General features: G+C 43.7%; 21 protein-coding genes. 12 read left to right on the top strand and 9 right to left on the bottom strand.

Going from position 1 to position 25,797, the window contains the following annotated elements; translation table 11 throughout:
- Positions 1 to 67: 67 nt before the first annotated feature.
- Complete coding sequence (locus ACR65H_RS13040) at positions 68 to 3,712, bottom strand: ATP-binding domain-containing protein (RefSeq protein ID WP_440500784.1); 3,645 nt, start codon at positions 3,710 to 3,712, stop codon at positions 68 to 70.
- A 298-nt stretch (positions 3,713 to 4,010) separates the two neighbouring features.
- Here ACR65H_RS13040 and ACR65H_RS13035 point away from each other — a divergent pair, with 298 nt between their 5' ends.
- The 7 genes from ACR65H_RS13035 to ACR65H_RS13005 all read left to right on the top strand — a co-directional run bounded on the left by ACR65H_RS13035 (position 4,011) and on the right by ACR65H_RS13005 (position 13,242).
- Positions 4,011 to 5,333, top strand: a complete 1,323-nt coding sequence (locus ACR65H_RS13035) for a hypothetical protein (protein WP_440500783.1) — start codon at positions 4,011 to 4,013, stop codon at positions 5,331 to 5,333.
- Between the two features lie 3 nt (positions 5,334 to 5,336).
- Positions 5,337 to 6,602 (top strand): M20 family metallo-hydrolase, encoded by a 1,266-nt coding sequence (locus tag ACR65H_RS13030; RefSeq protein ID WP_440500782.1) that lies wholly within the window; start codon positions 5,337 to 5,339, stop codon positions 6,600 to 6,602.
- 18 nt (positions 6,603 to 6,620) lie between these two features.
- Positions 6,621 to 8,066 carry a M20 family metallopeptidase gene (locus tag ACR65H_RS13025; RefSeq protein WP_440500781.1) on the top strand — a complete coding sequence of 482 codons (1,446 nt, stop codon included), beginning with the start codon at positions 6,621 to 6,623 and terminating at the stop codon, positions 8,064 to 8,066.
- A 9-nt stretch (positions 8,067 to 8,075) separates the two neighbouring features.
- Positions 8,076 to 9,593: an AbgT family transporter gene (locus ACR65H_RS13020; RefSeq protein WP_440500779.1), complete on the top strand. Its 1,518-nt coding sequence runs from the start codon at positions 8,076 to 8,078 to the stop codon at positions 9,591 to 9,593.
- 37 nt (positions 9,594 to 9,630) lie between these two features.
- On the top strand, positions 9,631 to 10,911 hold the full coding sequence (locus ACR65H_RS13015) for an amidohydrolase (RefSeq protein ID WP_440500778.1): 1,281 nt from the start codon (positions 9,631 to 9,633) through the stop codon (positions 10,909 to 10,911).
- Between the two features lie 364 nt (positions 10,912 to 11,275).
- Positions 11,276 to 12,196: an MBL fold metallo-hydrolase gene (locus ACR65H_RS13010; protein WP_440500776.1), complete on the top strand. Its 921-nt coding sequence runs from the start codon at positions 11,276 to 11,278 to the stop codon at positions 12,194 to 12,196.
- 464 nt (positions 12,197 to 12,660) lie between these two features.
- A complete protein-coding gene (locus tag ACR65H_RS13005; RefSeq protein ID WP_440500775.1) occupies positions 12,661 to 13,242 on the top strand; it encodes a protein-L-isoaspartate(D-aspartate) O-methyltransferase in 582 nt (193 codons plus the stop codon).
- A 127-nt stretch (positions 13,243 to 13,369) separates the two neighbouring features.
- On the opposite strand, the gene ACR65H_RS13000 is transcribed toward ACR65H_RS13005, so the two are convergent.
- The 5 genes from ACR65H_RS13000 to ACR65H_RS12980 all read right to left on the bottom strand — a co-directional run bounded on the left by ACR65H_RS13000 (position 13,370) and on the right by ACR65H_RS12980 (position 15,986).
- Positions 13,370 to 13,570, bottom strand: a complete 201-nt coding sequence (locus ACR65H_RS13000) for a cold-shock protein (RefSeq protein ID WP_440500774.1) — start codon at positions 13,568 to 13,570, stop codon at positions 13,370 to 13,372.
- Between the two features lie 273 nt (positions 13,571 to 13,843).
- Entirely contained in the window at positions 13,844 to 14,281 is a 438-nt protein-coding gene (locus ACR65H_RS12995; protein WP_440500772.1) for a universal stress protein, read from the bottom strand.
- Positions 14,282 to 14,406: 125 nt separating this feature from the next.
- Positions 14,407 to 14,616 carry a hypothetical protein gene (locus tag ACR65H_RS12990; protein WP_440500771.1) on the bottom strand — a complete coding sequence of 70 codons (210 nt, stop codon included), beginning with the start codon at positions 14,614 to 14,616 and terminating at the stop codon, positions 14,407 to 14,409.
- Between the two features lie 317 nt (positions 14,617 to 14,933).
- The gene (locus ACR65H_RS12985; protein ID WP_440500770.1) at positions 14,934 to 15,197 is read right to left on the bottom strand and encodes a hypothetical protein; all 264 of its coding nucleotides are present in this window, start codon (positions 15,195 to 15,197) and stop codon (positions 14,934 to 14,936) included.
- Between the two features lie 168 nt (positions 15,198 to 15,365).
- Positions 15,366 to 15,986, bottom strand: coding sequence for an NUDIX hydrolase (locus tag ACR65H_RS12980; RefSeq protein ID WP_440500769.1), 621 nt, complete (start codon positions 15,984 to 15,986; stop codon positions 15,366 to 15,368).
- Between the two features lie 332 nt (positions 15,987 to 16,318).
- Here ACR65H_RS12980 and gltS point away from each other — a divergent pair, with 332 nt between their 5' ends.
- Positions 16,319 to 17,509: a sodium/glutamate symporter gene (gltS, locus tag ACR65H_RS12975; RefSeq protein WP_440500768.1), complete on the top strand. Its 1,191-nt coding sequence runs from the start codon at positions 16,319 to 16,321 to the stop codon at positions 17,507 to 17,509.
- Positions 17,510 to 17,777: 268 nt separating this feature from the next.
- Positions 17,778 to 18,794, top strand: coding sequence for a GNAT family N-acetyltransferase (locus ACR65H_RS12970; RefSeq protein ID WP_440500767.1), 1,017 nt, complete (start codon positions 17,778 to 17,780; stop codon positions 18,792 to 18,794).
- 73 nt (positions 18,795 to 18,867) lie between these two features.
- On the opposite strand, the gene ACR65H_RS12965 is transcribed toward ACR65H_RS12970, so the two are convergent.
- Both ACR65H_RS12965 and ACR65H_RS12960 read right to left on the bottom strand, forming a co-directional pair.
- Entirely contained in the window at positions 18,868 to 19,905 is a 1,038-nt protein-coding gene (locus ACR65H_RS12965) for a hypothetical protein (RefSeq protein WP_440500765.1), read from the bottom strand.
- A gap of 208 nt (positions 19,906 to 20,113) precedes the next feature.
- Positions 20,114 to 20,941, bottom strand: coding sequence for an STAS domain-containing protein (locus ACR65H_RS12960; RefSeq protein WP_440500764.1), 828 nt, complete (start codon positions 20,939 to 20,941; stop codon positions 20,114 to 20,116).
- 224 nt (positions 20,942 to 21,165) lie between these two features.
- Between ACR65H_RS12960 and ACR65H_RS12955 the strand changes: the two genes are divergently transcribed.
- Together ACR65H_RS12955 and ACR65H_RS12950 are read left to right on the top strand one after the other, a co-directional pair.
- A complete protein-coding gene (locus ACR65H_RS12955; protein WP_440500762.1) occupies positions 21,166 to 21,930 on the top strand; it encodes an SH3 domain-containing protein in 765 nt (254 codons plus the stop codon).
- Between the two features lie 137 nt (positions 21,931 to 22,067).
- Positions 22,068 to 22,559, top strand: a complete 492-nt coding sequence (locus ACR65H_RS12950) for a YehS family protein (RefSeq protein ID WP_440500760.1) — start codon at positions 22,068 to 22,070, stop codon at positions 22,557 to 22,559.
- A gap of 141 nt (positions 22,560 to 22,700) precedes the next feature.
- Here the strand turns inward: ACR65H_RS12950 and ACR65H_RS12945 are convergent, their stop codons facing one another.
- Positions 22,701 to 24,425, bottom strand: a complete 1,725-nt coding sequence (locus ACR65H_RS12945) for an ABC transporter substrate-binding protein (protein ID WP_440500759.1) — start codon at positions 24,423 to 24,425, stop codon at positions 22,701 to 22,703.
- Positions 24,426 to 24,547: 122 nt separating this feature from the next.
- Between ACR65H_RS12945 and ACR65H_RS12940 the strand changes: the two genes are divergently transcribed.
- A complete protein-coding gene (locus tag ACR65H_RS12940) occupies positions 24,548 to 25,762 on the top strand; it encodes an MFS transporter (RefSeq protein ID WP_440500758.1) in 1,215 nt (404 codons plus the stop codon).
- Positions 25,763 to 25,797 lie beyond the last annotated feature (35 nt).

The raw sequence follows: 25,797 nt of genomic DNA, 5'->3' as shown, positions 1-25,797 counted from the left end.
GTTTTCAATCAGGCTGAGGAAATTCCTGCCCATTCCTACTTGCATTAAAAAGTTGTTTTCCGGTCCATTATTGCTTCATTACTAAACTGCCTTTTCCTTTTTCCACCATCAAATATAGACGATGCAATGCCCTACTCGTTGCCACGTAGGCCAATTTCCGGTCGTCGTCCGTCGGTTGATAGTCATTGAAACCGGCAATGACAACTGCTCTGAACTCGAGCCCTTTGACGGCGGAAGGAGTGGTGATCACTACCTTTTTGCCCGTCGGCAGTTCGCCCGCAGTCTGGATGGCGACAGAGAAATACGGATCGATCATATAATGGTACCGCTCAATCATCGATTCATCCTTCACAATGACAGCGACCGGCTCGTGATGGTGTTCATAGACGGCTTCTTCCAGAATGGCAATCAGTTTCTCCTCTTCTGTCCCGGCCGTGAACTCCGTCAGCTGAACCGGTTCGCCCTCCCGGAACGTTTCCTTCGAAAGTGAATATTTCCCGTTCGCGAAAGGCTCAATGATTTCATTGCTCACATTAACAATTTGTGCTGTGGACCGGTAAGAGGCTTTCAATTCATGGAGCGATAGGTCCCCAATCCATTCACCTAGCACATTCCAGTCTTCCAGCGAGCTTGCTCGGTTCAAATTCTGTCCGAGATCCCCTATGAGCATAATGCCATTTTTCCGAGTGAGTGCATGCAGTTCCGTAATTTCATACGGCATATAATCTTGCGCTTCATCGATGATCAAATACGACAGCAGATGAGCTTTCGGAGACCCGTTTAACAGCCTGTCGACATGCAACAATGCCGGCAAGTCTTCATAATACACACCGAACGGATCCTCTTGCACGGGCAAGACCCCTTCCTCTCTCGCTGTCTGGGCCGCGGCTTCACAACACTCAAACAAGTTTGCTTTCAAGTTCTTTTTCACATAGCTTCGCAGCTTGGCCTGATCTGCATCAGACATGACGATGTCTTCCTCAAACGCAAAACTCGGATAGCGACTACTGAAACTGTAATTGTAATTGTACTCCCGTTTGATCGCACCCATAATCTGTCTGTAATACGCTCGTTCAATTCCCGCGAGGCTTTCTTTGTACAAAGCGTCGAATAGCATGGCTTTCCGTTCGTCAACAAAATCTTGCTTTTCTGCAGCAAACTCCTGCAGCAGCTGTCCTTGCACTTTTTCCAGCTGTGCTTTCAAGGCGGGCTCATCCAGGAGACCGGCCGCATTCAACACCTCATCCGTTTGCGATGCGATATGCTGTAGAATAACCTCTTCCCGCTGTTCACGCATCCTCCACTTCATCTGGTGTCGCCATGCATCCATAATGAATGACTCGTCCATCACTCCGAGGATACTGTCCTTTAAAATAGCGCTATGCTCCTCCATTTTCTCCTGGACAGCATGCTGGATGGCCGCAAGGAACTGACGCCGGCTTTCCTCCATCTTCTTTTTCATCGCAGCGGAGGCGTCCTCTGCATAACCGACCGCGTCCTGCGTCCATTTTTTCCCCAATTCGGTGATACGCTCTGACAGAAACTCGCTTTGGAAGAGAGGCAGAGTGACAATTTCCTGCTTCTCCAACTCTTTCGCCTGTTCCCGAACCCATTGCTTCCATTCGTGGGACGCTTCATTCCGATCTTTCAACTCTTTTTGAAGACTCTTCAGAAAGAAGTTGAAATAGAGGTTTTCCCTCTCTTTCAGCGACAGGTCAGGATACTTCTCCATTTCACGCAAAATCGGCAAGATAGGAACAGCAATTGTACCTACCAAAACCTGTGCAGCCCATGTACGGAGATCATTGAGTTTCCTCATGGTCGTCCTTTGTACAATCGACTGGAACTCCAACGATCCTTTCGCTTGAATGAGTTCAAGCTCGTTTAAGCCATGTCGCTTTATATTAGCCGGTGATAAGCCAAGAATATCGCAAGCCATGTTAAGGAATGTCATCTGTTTAATGCCGAAGTCCCCTAGCGAAGGAAGTACGTTTTTAATATGAGCCAAGAAGGCCTCATTCGGTCCTAAGATGGCCACACGCTCCGGCGAAAGATCTTCGTATTTGTATAACAGATAGCTTAATCGGTGTAAGGCGATTGCGGACTTCCCGCTTCCCGCCGAACCTTGGATAATGATCGGCTTTGTCATCGGAAGTCGGATGATTTCATACTGCTCACGTTGCAACGTCGCGACAATTGCTTGCATGTCCACACCACGTTTGTCCGAAAGTGCGGAAATGAGACCTTCATCTTGGAAGTATTGGCTCGATGCCGTAAGTGGAGGATGGAGCTTATAAATACTTCCTCTTCGTATATCTATCTGCCGGCTGTAATCGACGATGACATTGCCAAGCGTCTTATGGGAAATCGGTTGGCCGACTGTCCGCAAATAATAGAGCGAGGCCGCTTCCGCTTTCCAGTTCGTCACATAGCCGTCGATGCCTTGTTCCCCGATATACATCGTTTCCGCGCCGTTTCGAGTGACATAATCGACACGCGCCAAATACGGGGAATCTTCAATTGTTTTTAGTCGGCTGTTATGTTCGTATGAACGTTTCCGTATAATCCCTTCAGCATAGGCAGATGCATAATCCACACTATATGTACTGTCGAACTCCACTTTTCGGATCGGTCTCATTAAGGACTTTACTTTACTAAGTACTTTCCGCAAAAAGCCAACCTCTGAGTTGTCATCACGTGGGAAAAACGAGGCTTCACTATAAGCCGGGAATGAAGGTGCTTTAGATACTTCTTGCACCTTCGATTCTTTTAATGTAGAAACAGTCTTCAGCAACTCTTTTGACATCGACTGCAACATCTTCTTTTCATCGATTTCCTTCTCGGCATGCATTGGTTGGTCATCCACTTGTAATTCCGGTACTATGTCAGCCGCCTTCAAAAACTCGTTTTCCTCTTCTTCCAACTCCATCTGTACGGTAATGGCTTCCTCAAGGATAGTCATGACAACGTCCTTCATCGAAACACTGTTGTGGATCGCTTGTTCAAAACCGGCGTCTTGCTCCATCGTAATCGGTGCAGGCATCTCCAATTTTTCCAAAAGTTGTTCCAGCTGTTTGAATTTCATTTCTGTTTCATCCAACTGTTGAGCTAAACGATTGTTTTCCACGATTCGTAATGAATGGCTCATCTGCAAAATAGCGTACTTTTTCTCTAATTCCTTAAGTAAGGGCGCAGCCGTATTTGACTGAACTTCCGCCTCGAGCCGATCTGCCCTAACTTTCAACTGTTCGGCCGCAGCTGTCATCATACGAAGTCGTTGCTCCACCTTCGCGGTTTCCGATTGTGCCAGTTCATAGGCATCCTTTGAAACGAGCCCCTGGCCAACTGCTTTCAGCCGCATTGCCAACCGTTGAATTTGCTCGTCTTTCTGGTCAAGCTCTTCTTTCGTCGGCCGCCTCTCCATTTCTCCTTCGAGCGTCCGGATCATCTTCTTATAGTTTTCCAGTTCAGCAGACTGCTTTTGAAATAGCTCTTCATATCTTTTTTGTTCTGCAACTAGTTGCCTATTCGTTTGATCTTTCATCTCTAAGTCGAAATACAGTTGTTGATTTTGCATTTCAAGATAGTGGATATCCGGATCTTTTACTGGATTGGCTACCGGTGAAGCGCTTTTCACTCTTTCTTCATCTATCGTTTTCAGCTCTTTTTCCTTATCATCTCGCTTAGTAGATAAGAATCCGAACAACCTCATCATGTCACCCGCTTATAATCTATTAGCCTACTTTTTTCATATCTCTATATATCCTACATTATACCTGATTTTTTGAAATGATTCCTTATTTTTCTGTAAATAAACCCCGAGGCAAGTTAACAAAGAAAGATGAAAATGATTACTCTTTCTAAAACATGCCCTAACAATATTCTTGTGAACTATCTAATATTTCCAAAGAAAAAAATATAGACAATGTAAGCGCTTTATAGTAACGTATAAGGAAACTTAAAGGAATTTGACCTTAAATCGATTTTTACAATGCAGAGGGGGTGGAAAATTGATAGTGACAATAGGTGTTGTCGGGCCTGCCGAATCGGTCGGTAAGATTTTGTCAGTTGCGGAGGAGTTTCCGAACACGAAATGCATTCCTTTCATATACGAAAATGTGCGCGAATTGCCTGCATTGATTGAGCAAGGACGCCTAATCGTAGATCAGTGGCTATTTTCCGGAATTATGAATCATATGTACGCGTTGCAACATGGCTTAGTGAAGCAAGAGCAAGCGAGTTTTCCTTATTTGCACGGTTCAAGCTTCTTCGGAAAACTATTGGAAATACAAGCAAAAGAAGGTCGGATCATTCGATCGGTCAGCATTGATTATATTACGGCTGAAGAAGTGCAAAAAGTAGTCTCCTTTTACGACTTAACGCATCTTCATTTCGAAACGATTCCTTCTTGTAACGGTGATGGGAAAAAGATCGCTTCCCTTCACGAAGAACGGTACAAAAATCAGAAAACCGAAGTTGCCATTACTGCTATGAAAGAAGTATATGATCGGCTAAAAGAATCCAACGTTCCCGTCTACCGGCTGACCCCCTCCTACATGTCAATTAAGTTATCAATTGAACTGCTCATTAAAAAAGCGCAGTCAAAACGCTTTGAAAACTTGCAGATGGCCGTGATTGGATGCCAAGTGTTAAATGCCAATGATAATATCGAGAAATCGATCTTTGAGTGGAAACTTCAAGACTTAGTCGTTAAAAAACACCTTTTCACATTGACGCAGAAATTGAATGGATCCTTCGTAGAAATTGCAGACGGACTTTACTCGATTTATACGACGAAAGGCGAAATCGATGAAGATATTGAATCATCCTTGCTTACGACGATCGAAACGTTCAAGTTAAATGATCAATTGGATATCGGTTTTACAATCGGCTATGGACAAACCGTTTTAGAAGCCGAACAACATGTGCGACATGGGCTCAATCAATTAAAAGCGGATGAAGAGCCCTCTCTTCTAATCGTGAAAACGAAAAAAGACATTACGCAAAAAGTACGCAGCGATTATGCAAGTATGTTGAACACGACCGAGTTGCGTACAATCTTGCAAGAAAGATTCCAAATGACGGACAGCAACGCTCGAGATGTGCTGCGGTTGGCGTTTTATTGCCAGAGATACAACAAACAGGAATTCACTGCTGATGATGTGGCGCAATGGTTCTCAAACACGAAGCGAAACGCCCGCCGGATTTTACTAGAATTGCAGCAAGCCGGTATCATCGAAATTTACGATAAAACGCAAACAACACCAAGAGGACGCCCTAGCAATGTGTACCGTTTTTCGGACCAAGAACTCCTCTTCGGAAAGGAGGAGTAAGCGATGCATCATCTGATTACGTGGATTGAAGAAAAGCTGCTGCAAGTCAATCTTGTCAACACGATGGACCAGGCAGACGGGTTTTCACGACTTGGCTATACGAAGGAAGAGCAGGCATCTCAGGAACAATTCCGCTGCATCGCCAAGGAACTTGGACTTCAAACGCATCAAGATGCGGCAGGCAACCAATGGGCTTTGTGGAAAGTCGATGATTCAGCAAGCTGGATTGCCACCGGTTCACATCTCGATACCGTTTACAACGGCGGAGGTTACGATGGCGCCGCGGGTGTAGTGGCAAGTCTCGCTGCAGTGAAACTACTAAAAGAGGCGTCCTTCCAACCGAAAAAGAACATTGCCGTTATTGCATTTGCCTGCGAGGAAGCTGCGCGCTTCCATGTTTCTACGATTGGCAGTAAAGCAATTTGCGGGATATTGGATAAAACCAAACATGCTTCTCTAGAAGATAATAACGGCATCACCTTGAGGGAAGCATTTGCAAACTGTGGTTTGGACTGGGAGCTGCTACACGAAGCCAGACTCGAAGATCATCAGCTTGAACAATTTGTCGAATTGCATATTGAACAAGCATCGAAGCTGGAGAAGTCCGGAAAGGAATTGGGAATTGTCCGGGCAATCGCGCAGCCAACTCGACTCCGTATCACTACTGTCGGGAAAACAAACCATACAGGCACTACGCCGATGGAAGAACGCCAAGACGCACTCGTTGCCATTGCACCAATCATTACGTTCATTGAGGAAGCAACGGTTGATATCATCGCACAACAACAAGTTCCGCTTGTGGCGACGGTCAGCACGATTCAAAACAGCCCGAATGCAATAAGCATGATTCCAGGGGAAGTCGTGTTAGGCGTCGATATCCGAAGTACGCGTTTACAAGAAAAACACGAACTCGTGAAAAGAATTACCGACTATGCAAGATCCATTGAAAAGGATCGGCCGGTTACGATTACCATTGAAACGCTCGTTGATGATGAACCGACCCAACTCGATTCATCCATACAAGCAAAGCTCACACATATTTGCGAGAAAATCGGCTTGTCTTCATTGCCGCTAGATAGCGGGGCTGGACACGATGTTATGAATTTGGCCAAACGCTGGCCGTGCGGGCTCTTATTCATCCCATGCCGAGATGGAGTTAGCCACCATCCGTCAGAGCACGCCGATAGTGAAGATCTCTTGAAAGGAACTAGGGTGCTAGCTGAATATTTACGAGAAACAACTGGCAACAACTCACTTTCATTAGAATAACAACTAGGAGGACATCAAATGAATACATTCATCAAAAAGTATATGGAAGAAAAAGCAGATTACTTTAACGAGGTATCCGCCTACATATTCCGCCATCCAGAAACACGATTTGAAGAATATGAATCTGCCGCATTTCTATCTGCAGAATGCGAAAAACAAGGATTCGAGGTTGAGCGCAATCTCGCAAATATCCCTACTGCCTTCAAAGCAACGTATGGTTCCGGTAAACCCGTCATTGCGTTTCTAGGTGAATATGACGCTTTACCAGAACTGAGCCAAACGCCGGGAACCGCTGAAAAAGAGCTCGTTGAAGAATCACCTCATTTCGGACATGGATGCGGGCATAACTTGCTCGGTACAGGCGCATTTGCAGCGGCTTGCGCAACGAAAGCGTATTTGGAAGCGAACAACTTAGAAGGAACTGTCGTCTTTTACGGCTGCCCAGGCGAAGAAGGCGGATCCGGGAAAACGTTCATGGTGCGAGACGGTGCATTTGAAGGTGTCGATGCGGCACTGACATGGCATCCGTCACCCGGCAACGCCATTATGAGCCGACCGACATTGGCAAACTACCAAGTCGCTTTCCGTTTCAAAGGAATTTCTGCACACGCAGCAAACTCCCCGCACCTCGGTCGTAGTGCACTGGACGCTGTTGAATTAATGAACGTCGGTGTCAATTATTTGCGTGAACATATCATTCAAGATGCAAGAGTCCACTATGCGATTACGGATACAGGCGGTTTGTCCCCTGCTGTCGTGCAACCTCAAGCGGAAGTTCTCTATTTGATCCGTGCACCGAAAAACAATCAGGTGGAAGGGATTTATAAACGGATTTGCAAAATCGCTGAAGGTGCTGCACTCATGACGGAAACAAACGTGGAAATCGAATTCATTAAAGCATGCTCCAACTACGTGCCAAATAGAAGTTTGGAACAAATCCTTCATAAAAACTTGAAAGAAGTCGGAGCTGGCGAAGTGTCAGCTGAAGAAGAGGCGTATGCAAAACAGATTTGGGAGACGTTCTCATCTGATGAGCAGGAATTTTACTTAGACGTCATGAATGGATTTGGCTATATCGGAGACGGCAGTGAATTCGAAGGAAAATATTTGAATGACCGAATTTCTGATTATGTAGCATCCGAGGAAATTTTCTACGGCTCGACAGATGTAGCGGATGTCAGCTGGGTGCTTCCTACTGCCCAACTCACTGCTGCAACAAGCACTCTTGGAACTGCTTTACACACATGGCAAATGACTGCACAAGGGCTTTCCGATTTTGCAAACCGCGGTATGATGCGTGCAGCTTCCGCTATGGCTTTGACAGGCATCGACCTACTCACTTCAAGCGAAAAACTTGAACAAGTGAAAAAAGAACATGCTCAATTTGAGCACCAAAACCCATACAATCCCCCTATCCCGAAAGATGTTAGTCCATCTACGCTGGGCGGAAAAAGAATCTACTAAAGAGGTGAAATGATGGAAAAGAAAAAAGGTTTATTCCAAAGATTTTTGGATGTTGTTGAAAAGGTTGGTAACAAACTACCTGACCCGTTCGCATTATTTGTCGGTTTAGCAGTGTTGATGATTATTACTTCTTGGATTTTCAGTCTTTTCAACGCTTCCGTTGTCCATCCTGGCAAGGGAGAGGTCATGCCGATTAAGAGCTTGATCTCCGCTGAAGGTTTACAATTCATGTTGTCTTCAATGCTCGATAACTTCACTGGCTTTGCACCGCTTGGCCTTGTTGTCGTTATGATGCTCGGGATTGGATTAGCAGAAAAAGTTGGTTTGCTAGACTATGCAGTACGTAAAACGATTTTGAAATCACCTCCTTTCTTACTAACTTACACAGTCGTATTTGTAGGGATCATGGGGAACCTTGCTTCCGATGCTGCCGTCGTGCTCATTCCGCCACTTGCAGCCTTAGTCTTCTATAAAGTCGGACGCCATCCTTTGGCCGGACTTGCTGCCGGTTTTGCTGGTGCAGGCGCTGGGTTCACTGCAAACTTGTTTATTGCAGGAACAGACGCATTACTTGCCGGTATCTCTACAGAAGCCGCGCGCATTATGGATGAATCATTCACAGTATCACCTGTAGATAACTGGTTCTTCAATATCGCTTCTGTTATCGTGTTGACGATCGTCGGCGGTCTATTAACTTCCAAGTTTATCGAACCGCGTCTCGGTACGTATAAAGGCGAAGCATTGGAAGACGAAGAAACCGAAGAACATCCGCATGCTAAAAAAGCGTTTATAAACTCTGTCATTGCAGGTCTTATCTATATTGCCGTTGTCGTAGGAGCTATTCTTATTCCGAACAGCCCATTGACGAATGAAGAAGGTGGATTAATTCCTAGTTCACCATTCTTGAGCGGTATTATTCCGATCATTTTGTTCTTCTTCATCATTATCGGGATCACATTCGGAATTTCTATTGGTAAAATCAAGTCTAGTAAAGACGTTAGCCATTACATGTCCGAATCCGTCAAAGACTTGTCCAGCTATATCGTACTCGTTTTTGCAATCGCACAATTCACTGCTTATTTCAACTGGTCTAACCTAGGTACATGGGTAGCCGTTAACGGGGCAGAATTCCTTGAAAGCGTTAACTTTACAGGAATGCCGCTCATCATCGGTTATATTATTTTCACATCACTCATGAACTTCTTGATCACATCCGGTTCAGCGAAATGGGCAATTGAAGCACCTATTTTCGTACCGATGTTCATGGAACTTGGTTACCACCCGGCATTCACACAAGTCGCTTATCGTGTTGCCGATTCATCAACAAATATCATTACGCCGCTCTTCCCTTATATGGTCATCATATTGGCATTCATGCAACGTTACGATAAGAAGGCAAGCATCGGAACGTATATGTCCCTCATGATTCCGTATAGCCTTGTTTTCCTAGTTACTTGGATCATTTTGATCATCGTATTCTTCTACTTAGGAATTCCATTTGGACCTGGTATTCACGCACGCTTATAATTGATAGAGACTTTCAACCATTATAGGAGGCATTATTATGCAACTAGAAAAGCAACTCATTAACTGGAGACGTGACTTCCACCGATTTCCTGAACAAGGTTTTCTAGAAATACGTACGGCATCCATCGTAGCAAGCATATTAGAATCCTTAGGTTTTGATTTACAGCTCGGCAAAGAAGTGATGAAAGCAGACGAATGCATGGGGAAACCCGACGCTGCAAAAACGAAAGAACATGTCGCATGGGCAAAAGAAAACGGAGCTGTGGAACGCTTCCTCCCTTATTTTGAGGAAGGGTTCACCGGAATCGTCGCAACGCTCGATACGAAACGTCCCGGCCCTACTGTTACGTTCCGTGTGGACATGGACGCATTACCGATTTTAGAATCTGATGCGGCACACCATACACCTGCAACCGAAGGATTCCGTTCTACTGCGGAAGGCTCCATGCATGCATGCGGACACGATGCACACACTTCCATCGGCCTCGGACTTGCTACTTTGTTAGCTGAAAAGCAAGATGAGCTAAGCGGTGTCATCAAGCTGATCTTCCAACCAGCCGAAGAAGGCACACGCGGAGCAAAAGCGATGGCTCGTGCAGGGGTTGTTGACGATACAGACTTCTTCATCGCTTCCCATATCGGAACCGGCGTGCCGCAACATCATTTCGTCGCTTCAAATAACGGCTTTCTTGCGACAACGAAGTTAAATATTACGTTCACAGGAAAAGCTGCTCACGCAGGTGGTGAACCGGAAGTCGGCAAAAATGCATTGCTTGCCGCTGCAAGCGCCGCATTGAATATGCATGCCATTTGCCGTCATTCCGGCGGGGACTCTCGCATTAACGTGGGAGAACTCCACGCCGGATCAGGAAGAAACGTCATCGCCAACCGCGCCACTCTCATCGCTGAAACACGCGGGGAAACAAGCGAAGTGAACAACTATATGAAAGAACAAGTTGAAAACATCGTAAAAGGCGCTGCACAAATGTATGGCATCGAGTACTCGATCGAAACTGCAGGGGAAGCGATCAGCTGCAAATGCTCCGAAGACTTGGCAAAGAAATTAGCCAACATCGCCGAGCAGCACGCTTTCATTGAACAAGTGGAAGTCACGAGTGAAGCAAACGCAGGTTCAGAAGACGCCACCTACTTCTTGGAAGCGGTCCAAAAGCGTGGCGGCCAAGCAACATACTGCATTTTCGGCACCGACCTCGCTGCCGGCCATCACCACGAATGTTTCGATATCAACGAAGATTCCCTCCTCCCTGCTGTCGAAATTTTATTTGCAGCAGCGAAGGAATTAAGCCACTCAAAGTAAATGAACGACTTGAAGCCGTCCCATTCGAGAGAAATCTTGAATGGAACGGCTTTTTTTATTGTCGTGAAATTGTTTTCGTTGGTGGCTCGATTCTGCGACTTCGAGAATCGGATATTGAGCGCAAATTTGGTTAGGTCCTAAGTCACGAAATGACAATAAAACTCGGGAAATGATCGATAACTTTGTGACATTGACCGATAACTCTCGCGAAATGACCGATAACTTCCGGGAAATGACCGATAACTCACTGGAAATGAACGATACTGTTGGATAAAATTAAAACCTTAAACAGCAGTCAGACATTCTGTAATGCGACTGGGTCGAGTGTTAAAATAGTAGCAATTACAACCAATGGAGGTATGTCATGTCACGGAAGCACCGTTTTGTAAATTTGGATGAAGTGGAAACGACAAAAACATTTACAGATTTTCGCCGTTGGCAGAAGGAGCGCAAGATTAATAAAAAGGATCTTAGCATCCGAATCGAGCAGGCACCATACAAGCAAATCGAAGAACTAAAGAGCAATCGAATGGACACGTCGATTACATGGATTGGGCATTCCACGTTTTTCATTCAGATGAATGGCCTCAATATGCTTACCGATCCTGTCTGGGCCAATCGTATGGGCTTTCAGAAACGACTGACGGCACCAGGGATTGCTATGATGGATCTGCCTGAAATCGATGTCGTCTTCATTTCCCACGGACATTATGATCATTTGGATTTTCCAACGATCAAAAGATTAAAAGGAAATCCGACCTTCTACGTTCCAATCGGGTTGGGACAGGCTTTCAAAAAGCGGGGGTATGAAAAAGTGATTGAGGCCAATTGGTATGATTCGTTCGAACAGGCCAACATGACTTTCTCATTTGTCCCAGCGCAGCATTGGGTGAAACGGACACTCACTGACACGAATACATCCCATTGGGGCGGCTGGATTATAGAAAATCAGAAGCATTCCATTTATTTTGTTGGAGATACGGGATATTTTCGCGGATTCAAAGAGATCGCAGAGAAGTTCAATATTCAAACTGTGCTGATGCCTATCGGAGCCTATGAGCCGGAGTGGTTCATGAAAGTCAGCCATATCAACCCGGAAGATGCGGTAAAGGCCTTTTTGGAGTTGAAAGGTCAAACATTCATCCCGATGCATTACGGGACCTATCATTTGGCTGATGACACCGGCCCTGAAGCCATCTCAAGATTGGATGCCGAGTGGAACAGATTGCAATTGGACGCTTCTCAATTAAGGAAACTACTTATCGGGGAAACTTGGTGGATCTAAGCAATTAGATTGAATTAAATGAATCGGAGTTGGAAATAATGAGTAAAAAATGGTGGAGTTGATTCCCTTGGCAAATAAGTATTATGAAGACAAGAAAGTATTTTGCTATATCTGCCGCAAAATCACCTTTTTTACTTACAAAGATTCACATAACAATAGCGGAGTAGAAAGTCATTGCAGTGAATGTTTAGGGATTTGGTTTGAATGGCAAAACAGGGCCGTCGAAAGAGAAATGAAAAAGTGGATTGATTATAATAGCACCAAATTTTCTATTGGGAGATTTATTAATTTGGAAAAGTGATGGTATGCAATTGCGGAATTGGTTGATCATTTGTCAAACATCATTACTATTTGTTCTTCACATGTCCGTTTCGAACGAACTCCAAATCTTGTTTGCCAATACTCTTTAGAGGAAATAGTAAAAGACAAGTGTAAGCTACTATTCTACAAAGGGGCACTATGCTATGGCCAACCAAAACGAAGACATCGTTACCTATTTTCAAAAACTAGATCGTGCCTTTTTCATGGATGAACTGAAGGAATTTGCATACATGGACGAGGCCATTCCAATCGGGCATGAACAAACCATCTCCCAGCCTTCCCTCGTGCTCGAAATGACATTGGCCCTCGATTTGCAGCCAGATTCTAAAGTGCTGGAAATCGGAACAGGATCCGGCTTTCAGACCGCACTACTAGCAGCCTTCTCGAACTCCGTTTATACGATTGAACGAATTGCTCCTTTGCACGAACGGGCGAAAGAAAGATTGGCTAAAGCCGATTTCACGAACATCCATTTCAAACTGGATGACGGCAGCGCCGGTTGGGAAGAACACGCTCCCTATAACCGAATCATGGTAACTGCCGCCGCTGCCCAAGTGCCACGCGAGCTTATGGATCAATTAGCGATCGGTGGAAAAATGATCATTCCAGTTGGAACAACACTTCATCAGGAACTGTTGCTTTTGGAAAAAGAGGAGCACGGAGAAATTCATTCGACAGTGTTGGAAGAAGTGAGGTTTGTTCCCTTAAAGGGGAAGTACGAATAAAGTGTGAGCTACCAATTATCCCATCGTTAGAAAAAACGACAACTGTTCTCGCACCAATATCCACTCCATTCCATAATTTATGTACACAAAAAAGACCCTAACAAGTAGGGTCTTTTTCCAGCTAAAATTAAGCTTTTTGAACGTTAGTAGCTTGTAGGCCACGTTGTCCTTGTTCAACTTCAAAAGTTACACTTTGACCTTCGTCTAAAGTTTTGAAACCGTCGCCTTGGATTGCAGAGAAATGTACGAATACGTCTTCTCCACCTTCACGCTCGATAAAACCAAAACCTTTTTCTGCATTGAACCACTTAACTGTACCTTGTTCCATATTAATTGCCTCCTAGTGCGGTCTTCCACACATGTGATACTATCCTTGCTCAAAACCTTAGACGAAAAGCAAAATATATTCAGACAAAATATATTTTCAATCTGAATTAGAACAAAAATAATTCTTCTTTATAATAACAGGTATTAGATTAAATAGCAAATAGTACGACTGCTAATTCTTTCAAAGCCATACGAATGCTTGAAAGATCGCTTATAAAAGCACCAGACACCCGAAATTTGAAATTGCCCGGGTGCCGCGTGCTTTTTTGAACTTCTATTCACGGATGACAAGTACGTCACATTTTGCGGAGCGGACAATATTTTCAGAGACGCTGCCCATGACGAAGCGTTCAACTGCATTTAATCCTGTCGCTCCACAAATAATTAGATCTGCATTCAGTTTGTTCGGCAGGTCCGTTGCAATCATTTTTTTCGGCGAGCCATAATCGACAATCACATTGACTGCTTGCACACCTGCTTGAACAGCTTCCGCTTTGTAGTTGTGCAGCATTTCCTCAGCAGATTTATAGGTTCTTTCAGCGATCGAACGGTCATAAGCCTCAACTGAAGAATACGATCGTGTATCGACGATGTTGACCAAATTCAATGCGGCCCCGTTACGATGAGCAATAGCTACCGCCTTTTTGAAAGCCTTTTCCGACTCTTTAGATCCATCTATTGCGACGATTATTTGTTTGTACACCAATGACATACTTCTCACTCCATTCCTATTCATATCGACTACTTCGACAGATATGGAGCATTTCCTTCCTTCCTAACGAAAAAGGTCCACAAATTTCGACAAATTAATTACAAAACTCGGATTTTTTAATGTGTCTATTTCTTCTTAAACCATTTGTCCAATAGCTCATAAAAAGTAATGTTATGACTCATAATGATGAACCATAGGAACATAAGAATAGTGACCGTTAAGATTCTCGGTTGTCCTTCGACAATAATTTGCATAGGTACGATATACAGCATACCTACTACACCGAAAGCAATGGACATCAACTCAATATACAATTTGAGTTTCAGAAAACCCATCCTTTGTCCCTCCTAATCCCCTGTTTTGCTACATGGCAATGACTTTCACACTTTTCTTACTCCTATCATACCACCTCATCTGAAATTTTAACGGATAATTTCAATAAAATACTTCTCACCCTCCATCGTCAACAGGATGGAAAGACGGATTCTGTTTTGCGTAGCTTGTCTACAAATACCCATATAGGAAACGGTTAAGCTACTACATTCGAAATCCTTTCGATGACACACAAAAACTCCGCCAGTCAATAACAACCAGCGGAGCCTTTCAATTGCATTATATGGCTGATTAGCTTTCAGCCCAGTTTCTCTTAAAGTCAGTTGCCTGCGATATTTAGGCACCAAGTGAAATTTTCCCAAGCGGAATACCAGCCGGTGAAAAATTCGTGCGAATCATCCCAACGAACTTCGAATTTCTTATGCCCTTCTACCTCGACCAAATATAACGCAAGGGTATTATCCTTCTTGGATATCGCAAGCTGCATGCCGTTTTGAAGTTCCTCCTCAGTTAACGGTACATCCGAAACCGAGCGCAGTTGTGCTTGTTCAAATACTTGCTTGTTACTGATTCTATAATCCATAATTAGCCTCCACTACAATAACTATTCTTTATACCAGTTCAAACGTCTTCTGCAAATCATTGAAGTACAGTAGTTTATTTTATATCTATTTGCCGATGAAATCAAAGCGAAAACAACAATGCGGAGCGAATTTATTTATTTGATGAAGAGCAATATATTTCATCTAATTTATTTACGGATAATTTCAATAAAGTGCTTTAAGATCCTCGCCGTCAGTCCCCAAATCGTATAAGAGCCATACTCAAAAAACCATTCTTCTATCGCTCGGCCCCTCCATTTGTAGTTCGCGCCATTCCTGATTTTCTCGAAAGGAAAATTCGAATCGGGCGAGGGGTGTACAATAACCGAATGCATATACGGCTCGTGATCGAGCAGATAGTGAAGCGGCACGGTGAACACTTCTTCCACCTCAGATGTATTGTAAGATCGAATAATTTCCTTATAATTTACGATTCCCACAAACGGATAGACTACAAATGACGGAGATGCAATGTAAGGACTTAGCGATCCCAAAACTTTCACAGTATCGGGGTTCACCCCAAGCTCTTCATGCGTTTCCCGTAAAGCCGCGAAAAGAGGCGATTCGTCAGTTGGGTCAATTCGACCGCCAGGAAAGCAAATATCCCCAGGTTGGCTCCTCATTATAGACGAACGGATTTCGAACAATACACACCATTCCCCTTCCACTTCGACAAGTGGAATTAAAACAGCCGAACGGAAAGCTGTCGCTTCGCCAATAAATAACTCTTTATTGGTCCTCAACTTTTCTTTCCATTTTTCTTCATTCATGAAATCATCCCCCTATCTTCTGCAAGCCTTTTCTAGTACTTATTATAACTTACTTTTCATCATTTCCAGTAATCATGAAGAGATGGTCGTAGTGTTATGTATGAATTTCAAGACAATTGCCAAGACAATTTTATATCACTATACGGTTCCAAGTTGCCTATAGATTTGTTACATTTTTATAATGGGCCAAGTGTGTTTCATTCCACAAAGGGTATCTTACTCAGATAAGACCCTCAGGATTCGTCCTCGAACCAGTGACTCCGGCCTGTTTAAGGGAGAGGGAAATAGCATTATTAAATCATCCTCTCAACGTAAAGGAAAGGTGAAATTGCATGATGGAACTCAACCAGATAACAACATTATTTCTAGCAGCAGCACTGTACCTGCTCGGCACGATGCTTGTCAACCGGATCGGCATCCTTGACCGATTTCTCATTCCTGCGCCAGTCGTTGGCGGTCTGTTATTCGCGATTGTCGCGCTCATTTTGAAATCTACAGGCATTGTGGAAATTTCATTGGATACTTCCTTGCAATCCATATTCATGATCGCCTTTTTCACAACAGTTGGTCTCGGCGCAAGTTTTAAGCTGATCAAGCTTGGCGGAAAGCTATTGATCATCTATTTGTTACTGTGCGGCGTAACCGTTTTCATGCAGAATGTTATCGGCGTCTCTCTTGCGAAAGTCTTTAATATCGATCCGCTGCTCGGCGTCATGAGCGGCGCCGTGTCAATGAGCGGTGGACACGGAGGGGCGGCTGCATACGGGCAGACGATCGAGGATCTCGGCACCACATCCGCTGTGACGATCGGGATGGCTGCAGCAACACTCGGACTCATCTGCGGCAGCCTGTCAGGCGGTCCTGTCGCACGGCGTTTGATTGGCAAGTATAACCTAAAGCCGAAAGAAGGCAATGTGACAGAGTATGTAGAAAAAGATGAAAAGCCGATCGCCCAGCATTCTTTCATGGTTCAAGTAACGATGATCACGTTATCGATGGCAGGCGGGACAATCCTTGGCGACATGTTCACAGAAGCAACAGGCTTCGTATTGCCCGCTTACATAGGCGCGATGTTCGTCGCGGTGCTCATCCGAAATATCGTGGACCGTTTCCTTCCTGGAACCGTTAACATGAAGGAAATCAACTTGATCGGAGATGTGTCACTCGCCATCTTCCTATCCATGGCGCTCATGAGCATTAAACTATGGGAACTTGCGGGCCTTGCGCTTCCGCTCGTCGGCATTATCCTCGTCCAAGTGGTCTTCATTGTCGGCTTCTCCGTATTCATCATGTTCCGCGCGCTCGGCAAGGATTATGATGCAGCGGTCATGATTTCAGGCTTCCTTGGGCATGGCCTCGGTGCCACACCAAACGCGATGGCCAATATGGGAGCCACTGTCAATAAGTTCGGCCCTTCGCGCACAGCGTTTCTAGTAGTCCCGATCGTCGGCGCGTTTCTAATGGACGTCATCTTCAGCGCACCAATCATCATCACAACTATTAACATGCTGGCACCTAAATAATTTGCGGTGCCTGTGCAAGAAACATTCACGACAATTCAACCAATTCGCATAAAAATTCAGTGCAACAAAGAAGAAGCTGTTCATTACAGCTTCTTCTTTTTATTTATGCAATTGTAGTGAATTAACTGATTTGCTCCTTGCACAGGCACGCGATTTTGGTACTCTAATAGACTATTGAATGATGACTAGTTTATAGATATAGTATAATTTGATTGATTATTGTAAAATTAGTGATAAGTAGTGATTTACAAAGGGGAGAAGGTTGAATATGTCCTTAATGGAATCAAATGAAATTATTAGCGTTGCCAAACTTCGTGACATGAAAGTCCCAGAAGATTATACGCAAGTTGCCAATCTCTTCAACATCTTGGAACCCAATTCCACAACAGCTCAATCCCTCGAGGAGGAAGACCGGCATATTCCAACCGCTTCCAATCTGAAGTGTAATGAAAATGGCCTCTTGGTCGGTTTCGGTAGAACAAGAGTTGTGGCGGAAAACGGAGAAGGGGTAATCATCGGGTATGGTGCAGCGTTTCGTGCGCCGTGGACAGACCCCGGTCAGGTCGGAAGTACGTTCTGTGTTCATCCCGATTATCGTGGACAAGGGGTAGGCGGTTTGCTTCTCGCCCATATTGAAAACTGGGCAAAGGAACAGCAAGCATCCATCCTTTTATCCACTGTCCATGATTGGATTGATGCCTCCCTTCCCTTTGTTCAAAAACGGGGATTTACACTGGATGCGCATGTGTTTGATTTACATCTTGACCTTCGCTCTACTGACCTGGCGAATCATGAAAATTTAGTAGAACAGGTAAAAAGGTCGGGCATTCAATTCAAAACTTTAGCGGAGCTGCAAGGAGAAGATTTGGAGCAAAAATTGTATGAGTTGTGCGTGGAAACAGCGAAAGATAATCCGGGACAATACGGAAGCCTTCCGCCGATTGAACAATGGCGAAAAGAGTTTTTGCCGGAAGACACCTCGCGCAACGACTGGGTTTTTATCGCATTGGACGGAGAGCGTTTCGTGGGAGTCACTCAATTGTTCACCACAGAAGAAGAGGGAGTGCTGTATACAAACTATACGGGGGTTCATAAAGCATATCGGGGACGCGGAATTGCAAAAGCGTTGAAACTATTATCGATTGATTGTGCGATAAAAGAAGGGGCACATACGATGACGACGGATTCCGAAGAAAATAATGCGCCGATGCAATCCATCAATCGAAGCTTAGGCTATGTGCCTGGAAAAGGCCATTACCGGATTCTGAAGCAATTCATTAAATAAGTAGTGAACCACCCTTGAGTTCAACAATTGCCAAGGGTGGTATTCATATTTCCTGAAACGACTGGAATTCATTTCAATAAAAAGACCACATCTTGTCTTTTCGATCTTTCAACTCCTTCAGGACAAACGCCCGGTGCTCGACCAGTTCCGGAAACTGATAAAAGAAGTTAATCTTTTCTTCTGGCACCGTTTGAGGGCTGTCATTGTAGGGCGTTAACATAAAATAAGCAAAAGACTCCGCAATATCTTCCAAAGGATGTACCGTAGCATACGTTGTCACAAAGGAATCCTTATGTTGCTCATAAAAAGCAATTCGTTCTTCCACAGTTTTGTAACCAGCTTGTAGCCAATACTCCTCATAGTCCTTCAAAAAGGCTTGATAGTAGAGAGTCATATAACTGTCAGCGTTGTAACACTCTTTATAAAACTTCAAATGATATTGATCTGCTGGACACGTATCCGAAATGACAAAATCCCTTTCATTCCATGTGAGCAAATGGCCATATTCATGAATCAGTATTGCCACCGTGGCAGACTGAAGCCAATGCGGGACCATATTAGAAGGCATCCCCAATTTCCCCTCATAAACATTGACATGAGGGTACACATTCTCTTGGAAATCAATAACTTTCAGATTCACTTTACTCCGATCGAACAAAGCATGTACAAGTTCAGCGATGCCTTTGAAGATACTCGCGTCCTCGCCTTCTGTCAAAACGATTTCATCTTCATTTATTTCATAGCGGGCGATAACCGATTTATCAACTTCCTTATCATTCGCAGCAAATGCAAGATCAGATTCATCTTCTACCGTATTCACCCTCAAATACGACATTTGGTCTGAATGTTTGAGTGCTCCTGAAAAACTAGTAAAATGCTCGCTTCCATATTCATCCCCTACATCACGGCATTCCCCTACTGTCTGACATATCTCCGAATCAATCGGCTGCGACCAGTACTCATCGACGACCGTTTCATCTTCTTGTTGGGCTTCGACCTCTTCCACAATTTCCGTCTCCACCAAATCAGCAACCGCCTTCTCTTCCTCCTCACATCCCGCAAGTAAAATCACAATCGCAGCGAATCCCCCTATGATTATCCTTTTGACCATTCTCATCTCCCCATTCATTTTTATGAAAACGACAAGATCGCATTACTCGGTATACGGACAGGATTGTCAAGAAGTTTCAAAATAGTATAGGATTTGCAGGTCTTGTAGTTCTCACTTTCTAAGTAAATCTCATTTCCCGCAAACGGGTACGATTTTTTCCATGAAAAAACACCAACCCTTTACCTTGGGCGGTGTTGGACACTTAGTATCATTGTTGTATCGCTTGTGATAGTTTTGAAGTGATTCGTACATTTTCGAAAGAAATCCCTAACTGTATCGCCATCAAGGCAGTTTCCGGTCTGATACCGGACAATGTTGTTTCGACACCTATCAACTCCAAAGACTGGATGAGCCCAGATAGCTGTCGTGCAACTATATTATCCATCATAACCATACCAGACAAATCTATATACAGATTGCTTATCCCTTTAGCCACACATTGCTCCAATGTGTTCTCCATAAGTAATAGCGCTCGGTCAGCATCTAACTCTCCAATAATCGGAAGCAAGGCTGTGTGATCACTTATCACAATGACAGGAGAACTTAATTCATTTATAACGTCATTTTGAAATCGCAGTTTTTCTTTTAAATATCTGTTCCTCTCATGTGTATACCAAACAATCGCCTGATCCGTTATTTTAATGATCAGTTCATAATAATGTAAAGCGGATTCAATGGTCATCGACTCTTTATTCGCATTGATAAACTCTTTAATGAAACCAAAATACACATTCCGCGTTCTCATAAACTCTCTTATGATAAATTCAATCGGTGTGTTTACAAGTTCAGGGTCGCTCGTCGTCTCCAAAATCCAACTTTCCATCCGCTTCATCACTTCAGATTCTTCTTCAATCAAAATTCGAAAAGCATTTTCGTGGAACGCAAAATTCTGCCCTTTCAATTTCTCAATCTCTATAGGATCGGTAGAAGAATATACGCCAGATGGATCACTTTTATCTAGTTTTTCATACCACTCTTCCGTCATTTGTTCTGCCTTACTCATTAATAAATCATGTAGTTTCCTGTTTTCCGACATTTTTTCTTTCCCCCCACTACCCCTGATGTTTACTGAAGCGAATTATTAGCTATATGTAATGTATCATAACACATTTTACACTTTTTTGAATATTCTTTTTGCAATATTTTACAACACCAGTTTCGGGCAGCAATTCCATTCAATCGCTATGGGCTCAATAAGTACTATTTTCAACACTCGCTTCATAACCTCGTAAATAGTAACTATCGAAAGGAGTGGTCCAAATGAAAAAAATATTGTCAGCACTACTGGTGTTCATACTTGGTTGTTCATACGCCGTTCCTCTGCATACAAGCGTAGCAGCGAAAACCGAAATGTATGTACATGCAAAAAATGACATTATCCTTCGTGTAGAACCGAAACAAAATGCTAAAAAGATCGGAACGATTCAAAACCACTCGAAAGTAACGGTTTTGTCTTCTTCAAACGGATGGTCCTATGTACAAGCCGGCAAAAATAAGGGATATGTGTATACATCTGCGTTATCCAAGCAAAACCCGAAAGCCGCTTCAACGACGGTTGCCGGTGGCTTGACACCTACAGAAGGGCTGATTCTTACGTACGAACCATCGTTCTTAGAAGAGAAGAGAGAGACGTTTACTGTCAAAAAAGATGATGAATACACCTTCTTATATAATAAAAAGAGTCCCCTTTATCCGGACTTATCGAACTTTACTTATATTGAAGACAAAAAAAGACTGCTGATGGGTGTATCAAGTTCCGACTTCATCTTCATCAACGTTCCCCTGCCATTGAAACAAGGGGCTGCTACAATCGATTCGTCTCTGATGTTTGAGGAGCAAAAGGTGTTGGTTGAAAGCACGACGAAAACAGTAACCGTGAAAGCCGGCACATTTAAGAACGTCGTCATTCTCCGTTATCCAAGCGGCTCGAGAGTTTATTTCGCAAAAGGGATTGGAGTCCTAAAAATCGCGGATAAAAATGGCAAGATTTTTACGGAGTTGGTGTCTGTGAAGGAAGGGAAATAGGAAGTCGTGATTTGCCATTTAAATAAATTTTATTGTTGTGTGCTATTATTAGGCTTAACTCGATCAAATAACAATAGCAACACACAAAACCGAAGTTGATTTGTACTTGCAGCACTCAATTCAGGAGGTCTACACAAATGAATAATAATGATATACTGATCCGATTACGATACGCTTTAGATTTTAAGAATACTGAGATGGTAGACATTTTTAAACTTGGCGGCATTGAAGTGACAAAAGAAGATATATTGCTGTTGCTTACAAAGGAGGATGAAGCTGAAAATGAATTACAAATGAAGTGTACGAATCAAATGTTGGATTCATTTCTAAATGGCCTCATTATCTATAAAAGAGGAAAACAAGATCCAAAACCAGGACAACCTCAAGGTCAAGCAGGATCGATCATGACGAATGAAAATGTTAATAATATCCTACTAAAGAAAGTAAAAATAGCACTCGCGTTAACAAGTGAGGATATGCTTGATATTTTAGAAGATGCAGGAGTCATTATATCCAAAGGAGAATTAAGCGCTGTATTGAGGAAAGAAGGGCACAAGAATTATAAACCGTGCATGGATCGATACGCCAGGAACTTCTTAAAAGGATTAGCTTTAAAATATAGGGCCTAATGCAAGGTGCCTGCTACTGATGCAATTTCGAATTGCGTTTGTACCAGGCACTTTTCTGTCGGAACTCATTTACATCGTCGATATAAAATCGAATTATCGCTAGAGAATCATAATCGAAAAGACCGTCATTGAGTCCGATCATTATTTCCTCCAAACTTTCCGATAGTCCACTCTTCCGTGGCTATTAAGTTCAATGTTGACATAAGGGTTTTCTTTCGGCTCATAGACCGTGTGGAAACGGTGATTGCAAAAGAAAATTGCATAATTCGACTTCAAAACCGATTCGAGTTCAAAGTAAGTATCCCACCGCGCAGATTCTGCTTGAGCACTTCTGATTGCCCTGACTTTCTCATCTACAGTACTCTTCATCTGCTCGTTCAAACACGAATAGATTACGAGCTCATTGGACTGCAAGGCAGTAAGCAGGGATAATAAACGGTCTTTCCCTAATGCAATTCCTCCTACAAACAGGTCATAGGTTGCCATGCTTTCATCACTGACGATTTGATGAATATCAACTACATCGACTGTCGACTCAATCCCCATTTTAAGCAGTTCGGTTTGCAAATGGTTTGCCGCCTTCTCATGATTAGCACCCGGTCGAATTTGCTGTGCGGCAATTTGTAGCGGGGGGCCTTCATAACGAATTTTCCCACTGATTTTATTCAAACTAGCGTTTTGGGAATGGCTAGATAGAAAGCTCACCGCCGCAACTTCATTATCCAGCCCTTCGTTTCGAATTTTCTCCGGTTGAAGTCTCGTGCAAATCGCCTGCCGAAGGGCTTCTTGCTGAAATGGTCCCTCTTTCAAACAGTTAAACATAACGTAACTCGCTCCATCCTCCATTCGCTTTACTTGTTTCCAAGTAGCATCAGGAGCTTTTAATACAAATGGATGAATTGCTTCCTCTTCATAATGAGAAGGCGTTTTAATAATATGTATTTCATCCAGCCAAGGCCTAGCTGAAAAATACGATTGATTTACTTCTAACCTAATGATATTTTCATCATTCTGCGTCAATCGATACGGACCGCTGCCGACAGGGAATTCTTTAAATTTCTCGGGATTGTCGTTGACTATCTCAATCGGTACGATAGAAGCCTTTACCCCCGCCAACATGCGTGGGAATAAAAAATCCACTTCTTTTAAAATGAAATGAACAACGGTCCGACTATAAGCGTCCACCCTTTCGATATTCGCAAAAAGCCATGTTTCCTCCATTAACCTATCGAACGTTGACTTGACGTCTGAGGAAGTACACTCCCTCCCATGATGGAAAGTGATTCCTTTATGAAGATAAAACGTCCATTGTTTCCCGTCTTTCGTCTCCCAATGATGAGCAATGCCCGGCGTTAACTCGTTAGTTTCGGCATCGTATTCGACAAGTCGATCAAATAATTGCTGTACCATATGGCCATCGTGACGGGAAATAATCCTCATGGGATCCATGACCAATCTTGTTTCATAAAACGGATAGCGTAAAATATCCAAGTCCTGATTATTTTCCGTTTGGTGTGCGAGCCCTAAATCTTTGGTAAACCATTGTTGAAACTTCTTTTTCCCTTGCTCCCCCATTGATTCCACAAGCGAAAACGCATCCTGATATCGCCCAGCCCGAACCATCTCTTTTGTCTGGTTCAATAAAATTTCGTCTCTTGTAAACCGGATTGTGATTTTCGGCTTCTTCCCTCTCCCCTTTTGCGTAATCCACTTGATGGCCCCTTCGCTATGCAATACGTTCACAACCGTTTTCACATGTCGTTCCGAACAATTCAAAATAGCAGCAAGAGAGGAGACTGATGTTTCCTCTTCAATGCCTTCTGCAAAATGCTTCGTCAATTCAAGCAAATGATCCACATACTTCACAAGCCATCCTCCTTCATCCAGTTCGATAAAAGGTGAACTGTAAAATAATTTACGGACACTTTTAATGCACCTTTTCTTATTCTACACTTCTTCTATGCGGCAGAACAATCGGAGGGATGAAAATGAAGGCAGTTGCTTCAGAGCTTTCACTGTTTAAAAATAGGAATTTCATGCTGTTATGGGGGAGCTCCACGATAGCGAGTTTTGGAATGCAAATGTATAGCATTGCGATTCCATTGCTAATTTACGATCTAAGCAGATCCGCATTGGCGATGAGCATGATGCGGGCGATTGAATTTTTTCCGAATATCTTTTTAGGAATGCTTGCAGGGGCGCTAGTCGACCGGCTAAATCGGAAGACAATGATGGTGTGGACAAGCTTCATTCAAGTGGTTTCAATGTGTGGAATCGTCACGTTGCTGCTGACAAATCATATTGAACTGTGGCATTTATACATCCTCGGCTTTGTCTTGTCCTCTGCGGGGTATACGTTCGGTAATGCCAATCACTCAGTACTTCCCCAAATCGTTTCCAAGGACCAGCTGACATCAGCAAATGCCAAGCTGTCATTCATTGATACGCTGATACGGATGATTGGCCCGGGGATTGCAGGTGTACTGATCGCCGTATTTTCCTATACGTCGACGTTAACGATTTACCTTGTTTGTCTATTGATCATGTACGTATTCATGCAATTTTTGAATGTCCCTCCAACTGCGAAACGGGAGGACTCGTCGCATTCAATCTGGAAGGATATGAAGGAGGGGATCGTCGAGCTATTTAACAATAAAATTCTATTAACACCAACCATCACGGTGCTTTTCAGTAATTTCGCATCCAGTCTCGTCATAGGCGTCCTCATCTTCTTTGCCACAGATCAGCTCGGTGCCGATTCCAAGCAAGTCGGTTTCATGTTTACAATCTCTGCAATCGGCGGACTGATCGGCGCAAGCGTCATCAGCAGGATCCGCAAACGTTTCGGCCGTGGCGTCATTTATACATACTCGCTCGTCTTTGACATTCTCTCCATGTGCTTGCTGTTGTTCGCACAGACGTGGTGGACAATCGGCATCTCCCTTGCGATCCGGACGTTCTCAACGACACTTTCCAATATCGTCTACTTTACAATTCGCCAGGAATTCACACCGAATCATTTACTTGGAAGAGTCGCGGGAACCTCATCCATGTTAATGAAGTTAACCCTTCCGTTAGGTCTATTCATTGCCGGCCTATGGGCGGAATGGTTACCGATACGAATTTTGTTTTTCATTTCGATGTGTATTTTTATTGTGCTTTTCGTTCGGTTGTTCTTTCATCCTTTTAAGAAGCTTGTATGAGAGAGAGGTCTGCTCCTGTTGTGGGCAGACCTCAT

This window comes from Sporosarcina sp. SAFN-015 (genome assembly GCF_059415085.1).
This window is presented reverse-complemented; position numbering and strand designations above follow the sequence as displayed.

Coding starts and splice junctions, on each gene's coding strand:
- ACR65H_RS13040 (WP_440500784.1), bottom strand. CDS start 3,712: ATGAGGTTGTTCGGATTCTTATCTACTAAGCGAGATGATAAGGAAAAA.
- ACR65H_RS13030 (WP_440500782.1), top strand. CDS start 5,337: ATGCATCATCTGATTACGTGGATTGAAGAAAAGCTGCTGCAAGTCAAT.
- ACR65H_RS13025 (WP_440500781.1), top strand. CDS start 6,621: ATGAATACATTCATCAAAAAGTATATGGAAGAAAAAGCAGATTACTTT.
- ACR65H_RS13020 (WP_440500779.1), top strand. CDS start 8,076: ATGATGGAAAAGAAAAAAGGTTTATTCCAAAGATTTTTGGATGTTGTT.
- ACR65H_RS13015 (WP_440500778.1), top strand. CDS start 9,631: ATGCAACTAGAAAAGCAACTCATTAACTGGAGACGTGACTTCCACCGA.
- ACR65H_RS13010 (WP_440500776.1), top strand. CDS start 11,276: ATGTCACGGAAGCACCGTTTTGTAAATTTGGATGAAGTGGAAACGACA.
- ACR65H_RS13005 (WP_440500775.1), top strand. CDS start 12,661: ATGGCCAACCAAAACGAAGACATCGTTACCTATTTTCAAAAACTAGAT.
- ACR65H_RS13000 (WP_440500774.1), bottom strand. CDS start 13,570: ATGGAACAAGGTACAGTTAAGTGGTTCAATGCAGAAAAAGGTTTTGGT.
- ACR65H_RS12995 (WP_440500772.1), bottom strand. CDS start 14,281: ATGTCATTGGTGTACAAACAAATAATCGTCGCAATAGATGGATCTAAA.
- ACR65H_RS12990 (WP_440500771.1), bottom strand. CDS start 14,616: ATGGGTTTTCTGAAACTCAAATTGTATATTGAGTTGATGTCCATTGCT.
- ACR65H_RS12985 (WP_440500770.1), bottom strand. CDS start 15,197: ATGGATTATAGAATCAGTAACAAGCAAGTATTTGAACAAGCACAACTG.
- ACR65H_RS12980 (WP_440500769.1), bottom strand. CDS start 15,986: ATGAATGAAGAAAAATGGAAAGAAAAGTTGAGGACCAATAAAGAGTTA.
- gltS (WP_440500768.1), top strand. CDS start 16,319: ATGATGGAACTCAACCAGATAACAACATTATTTCTAGCAGCAGCACTG.
- ACR65H_RS12970 (WP_440500767.1), top strand. CDS start 17,778: ATGTCCTTAATGGAATCAAATGAAATTATTAGCGTTGCCAAACTTCGT.
- ACR65H_RS12965 (WP_440500765.1), bottom strand. CDS start 19,905: ATGGTCAAAAGGATAATCATAGGGGGATTCGCTGCGATTGTGATTTTA.
- ACR65H_RS12960 (WP_440500764.1), bottom strand. CDS start 20,941: ATGTCGGAAAACAGGAAACTACATGATTTATTAATGAGTAAGGCAGAA.
- ACR65H_RS12955 (WP_440500762.1), top strand. CDS start 21,166: ATGAAAAAAATATTGTCAGCACTACTGGTGTTCATACTTGGTTGTTCA.
- ACR65H_RS12950 (WP_440500760.1), top strand. CDS start 22,068: ATGAATAATAATGATATACTGATCCGATTACGATACGCTTTAGATTTT.
- ACR65H_RS12940 (WP_440500758.1), top strand. CDS start 24,548: ATGAAGGCAGTTGCTTCAGAGCTTTCACTGTTTAAAAATAGGAATTTC.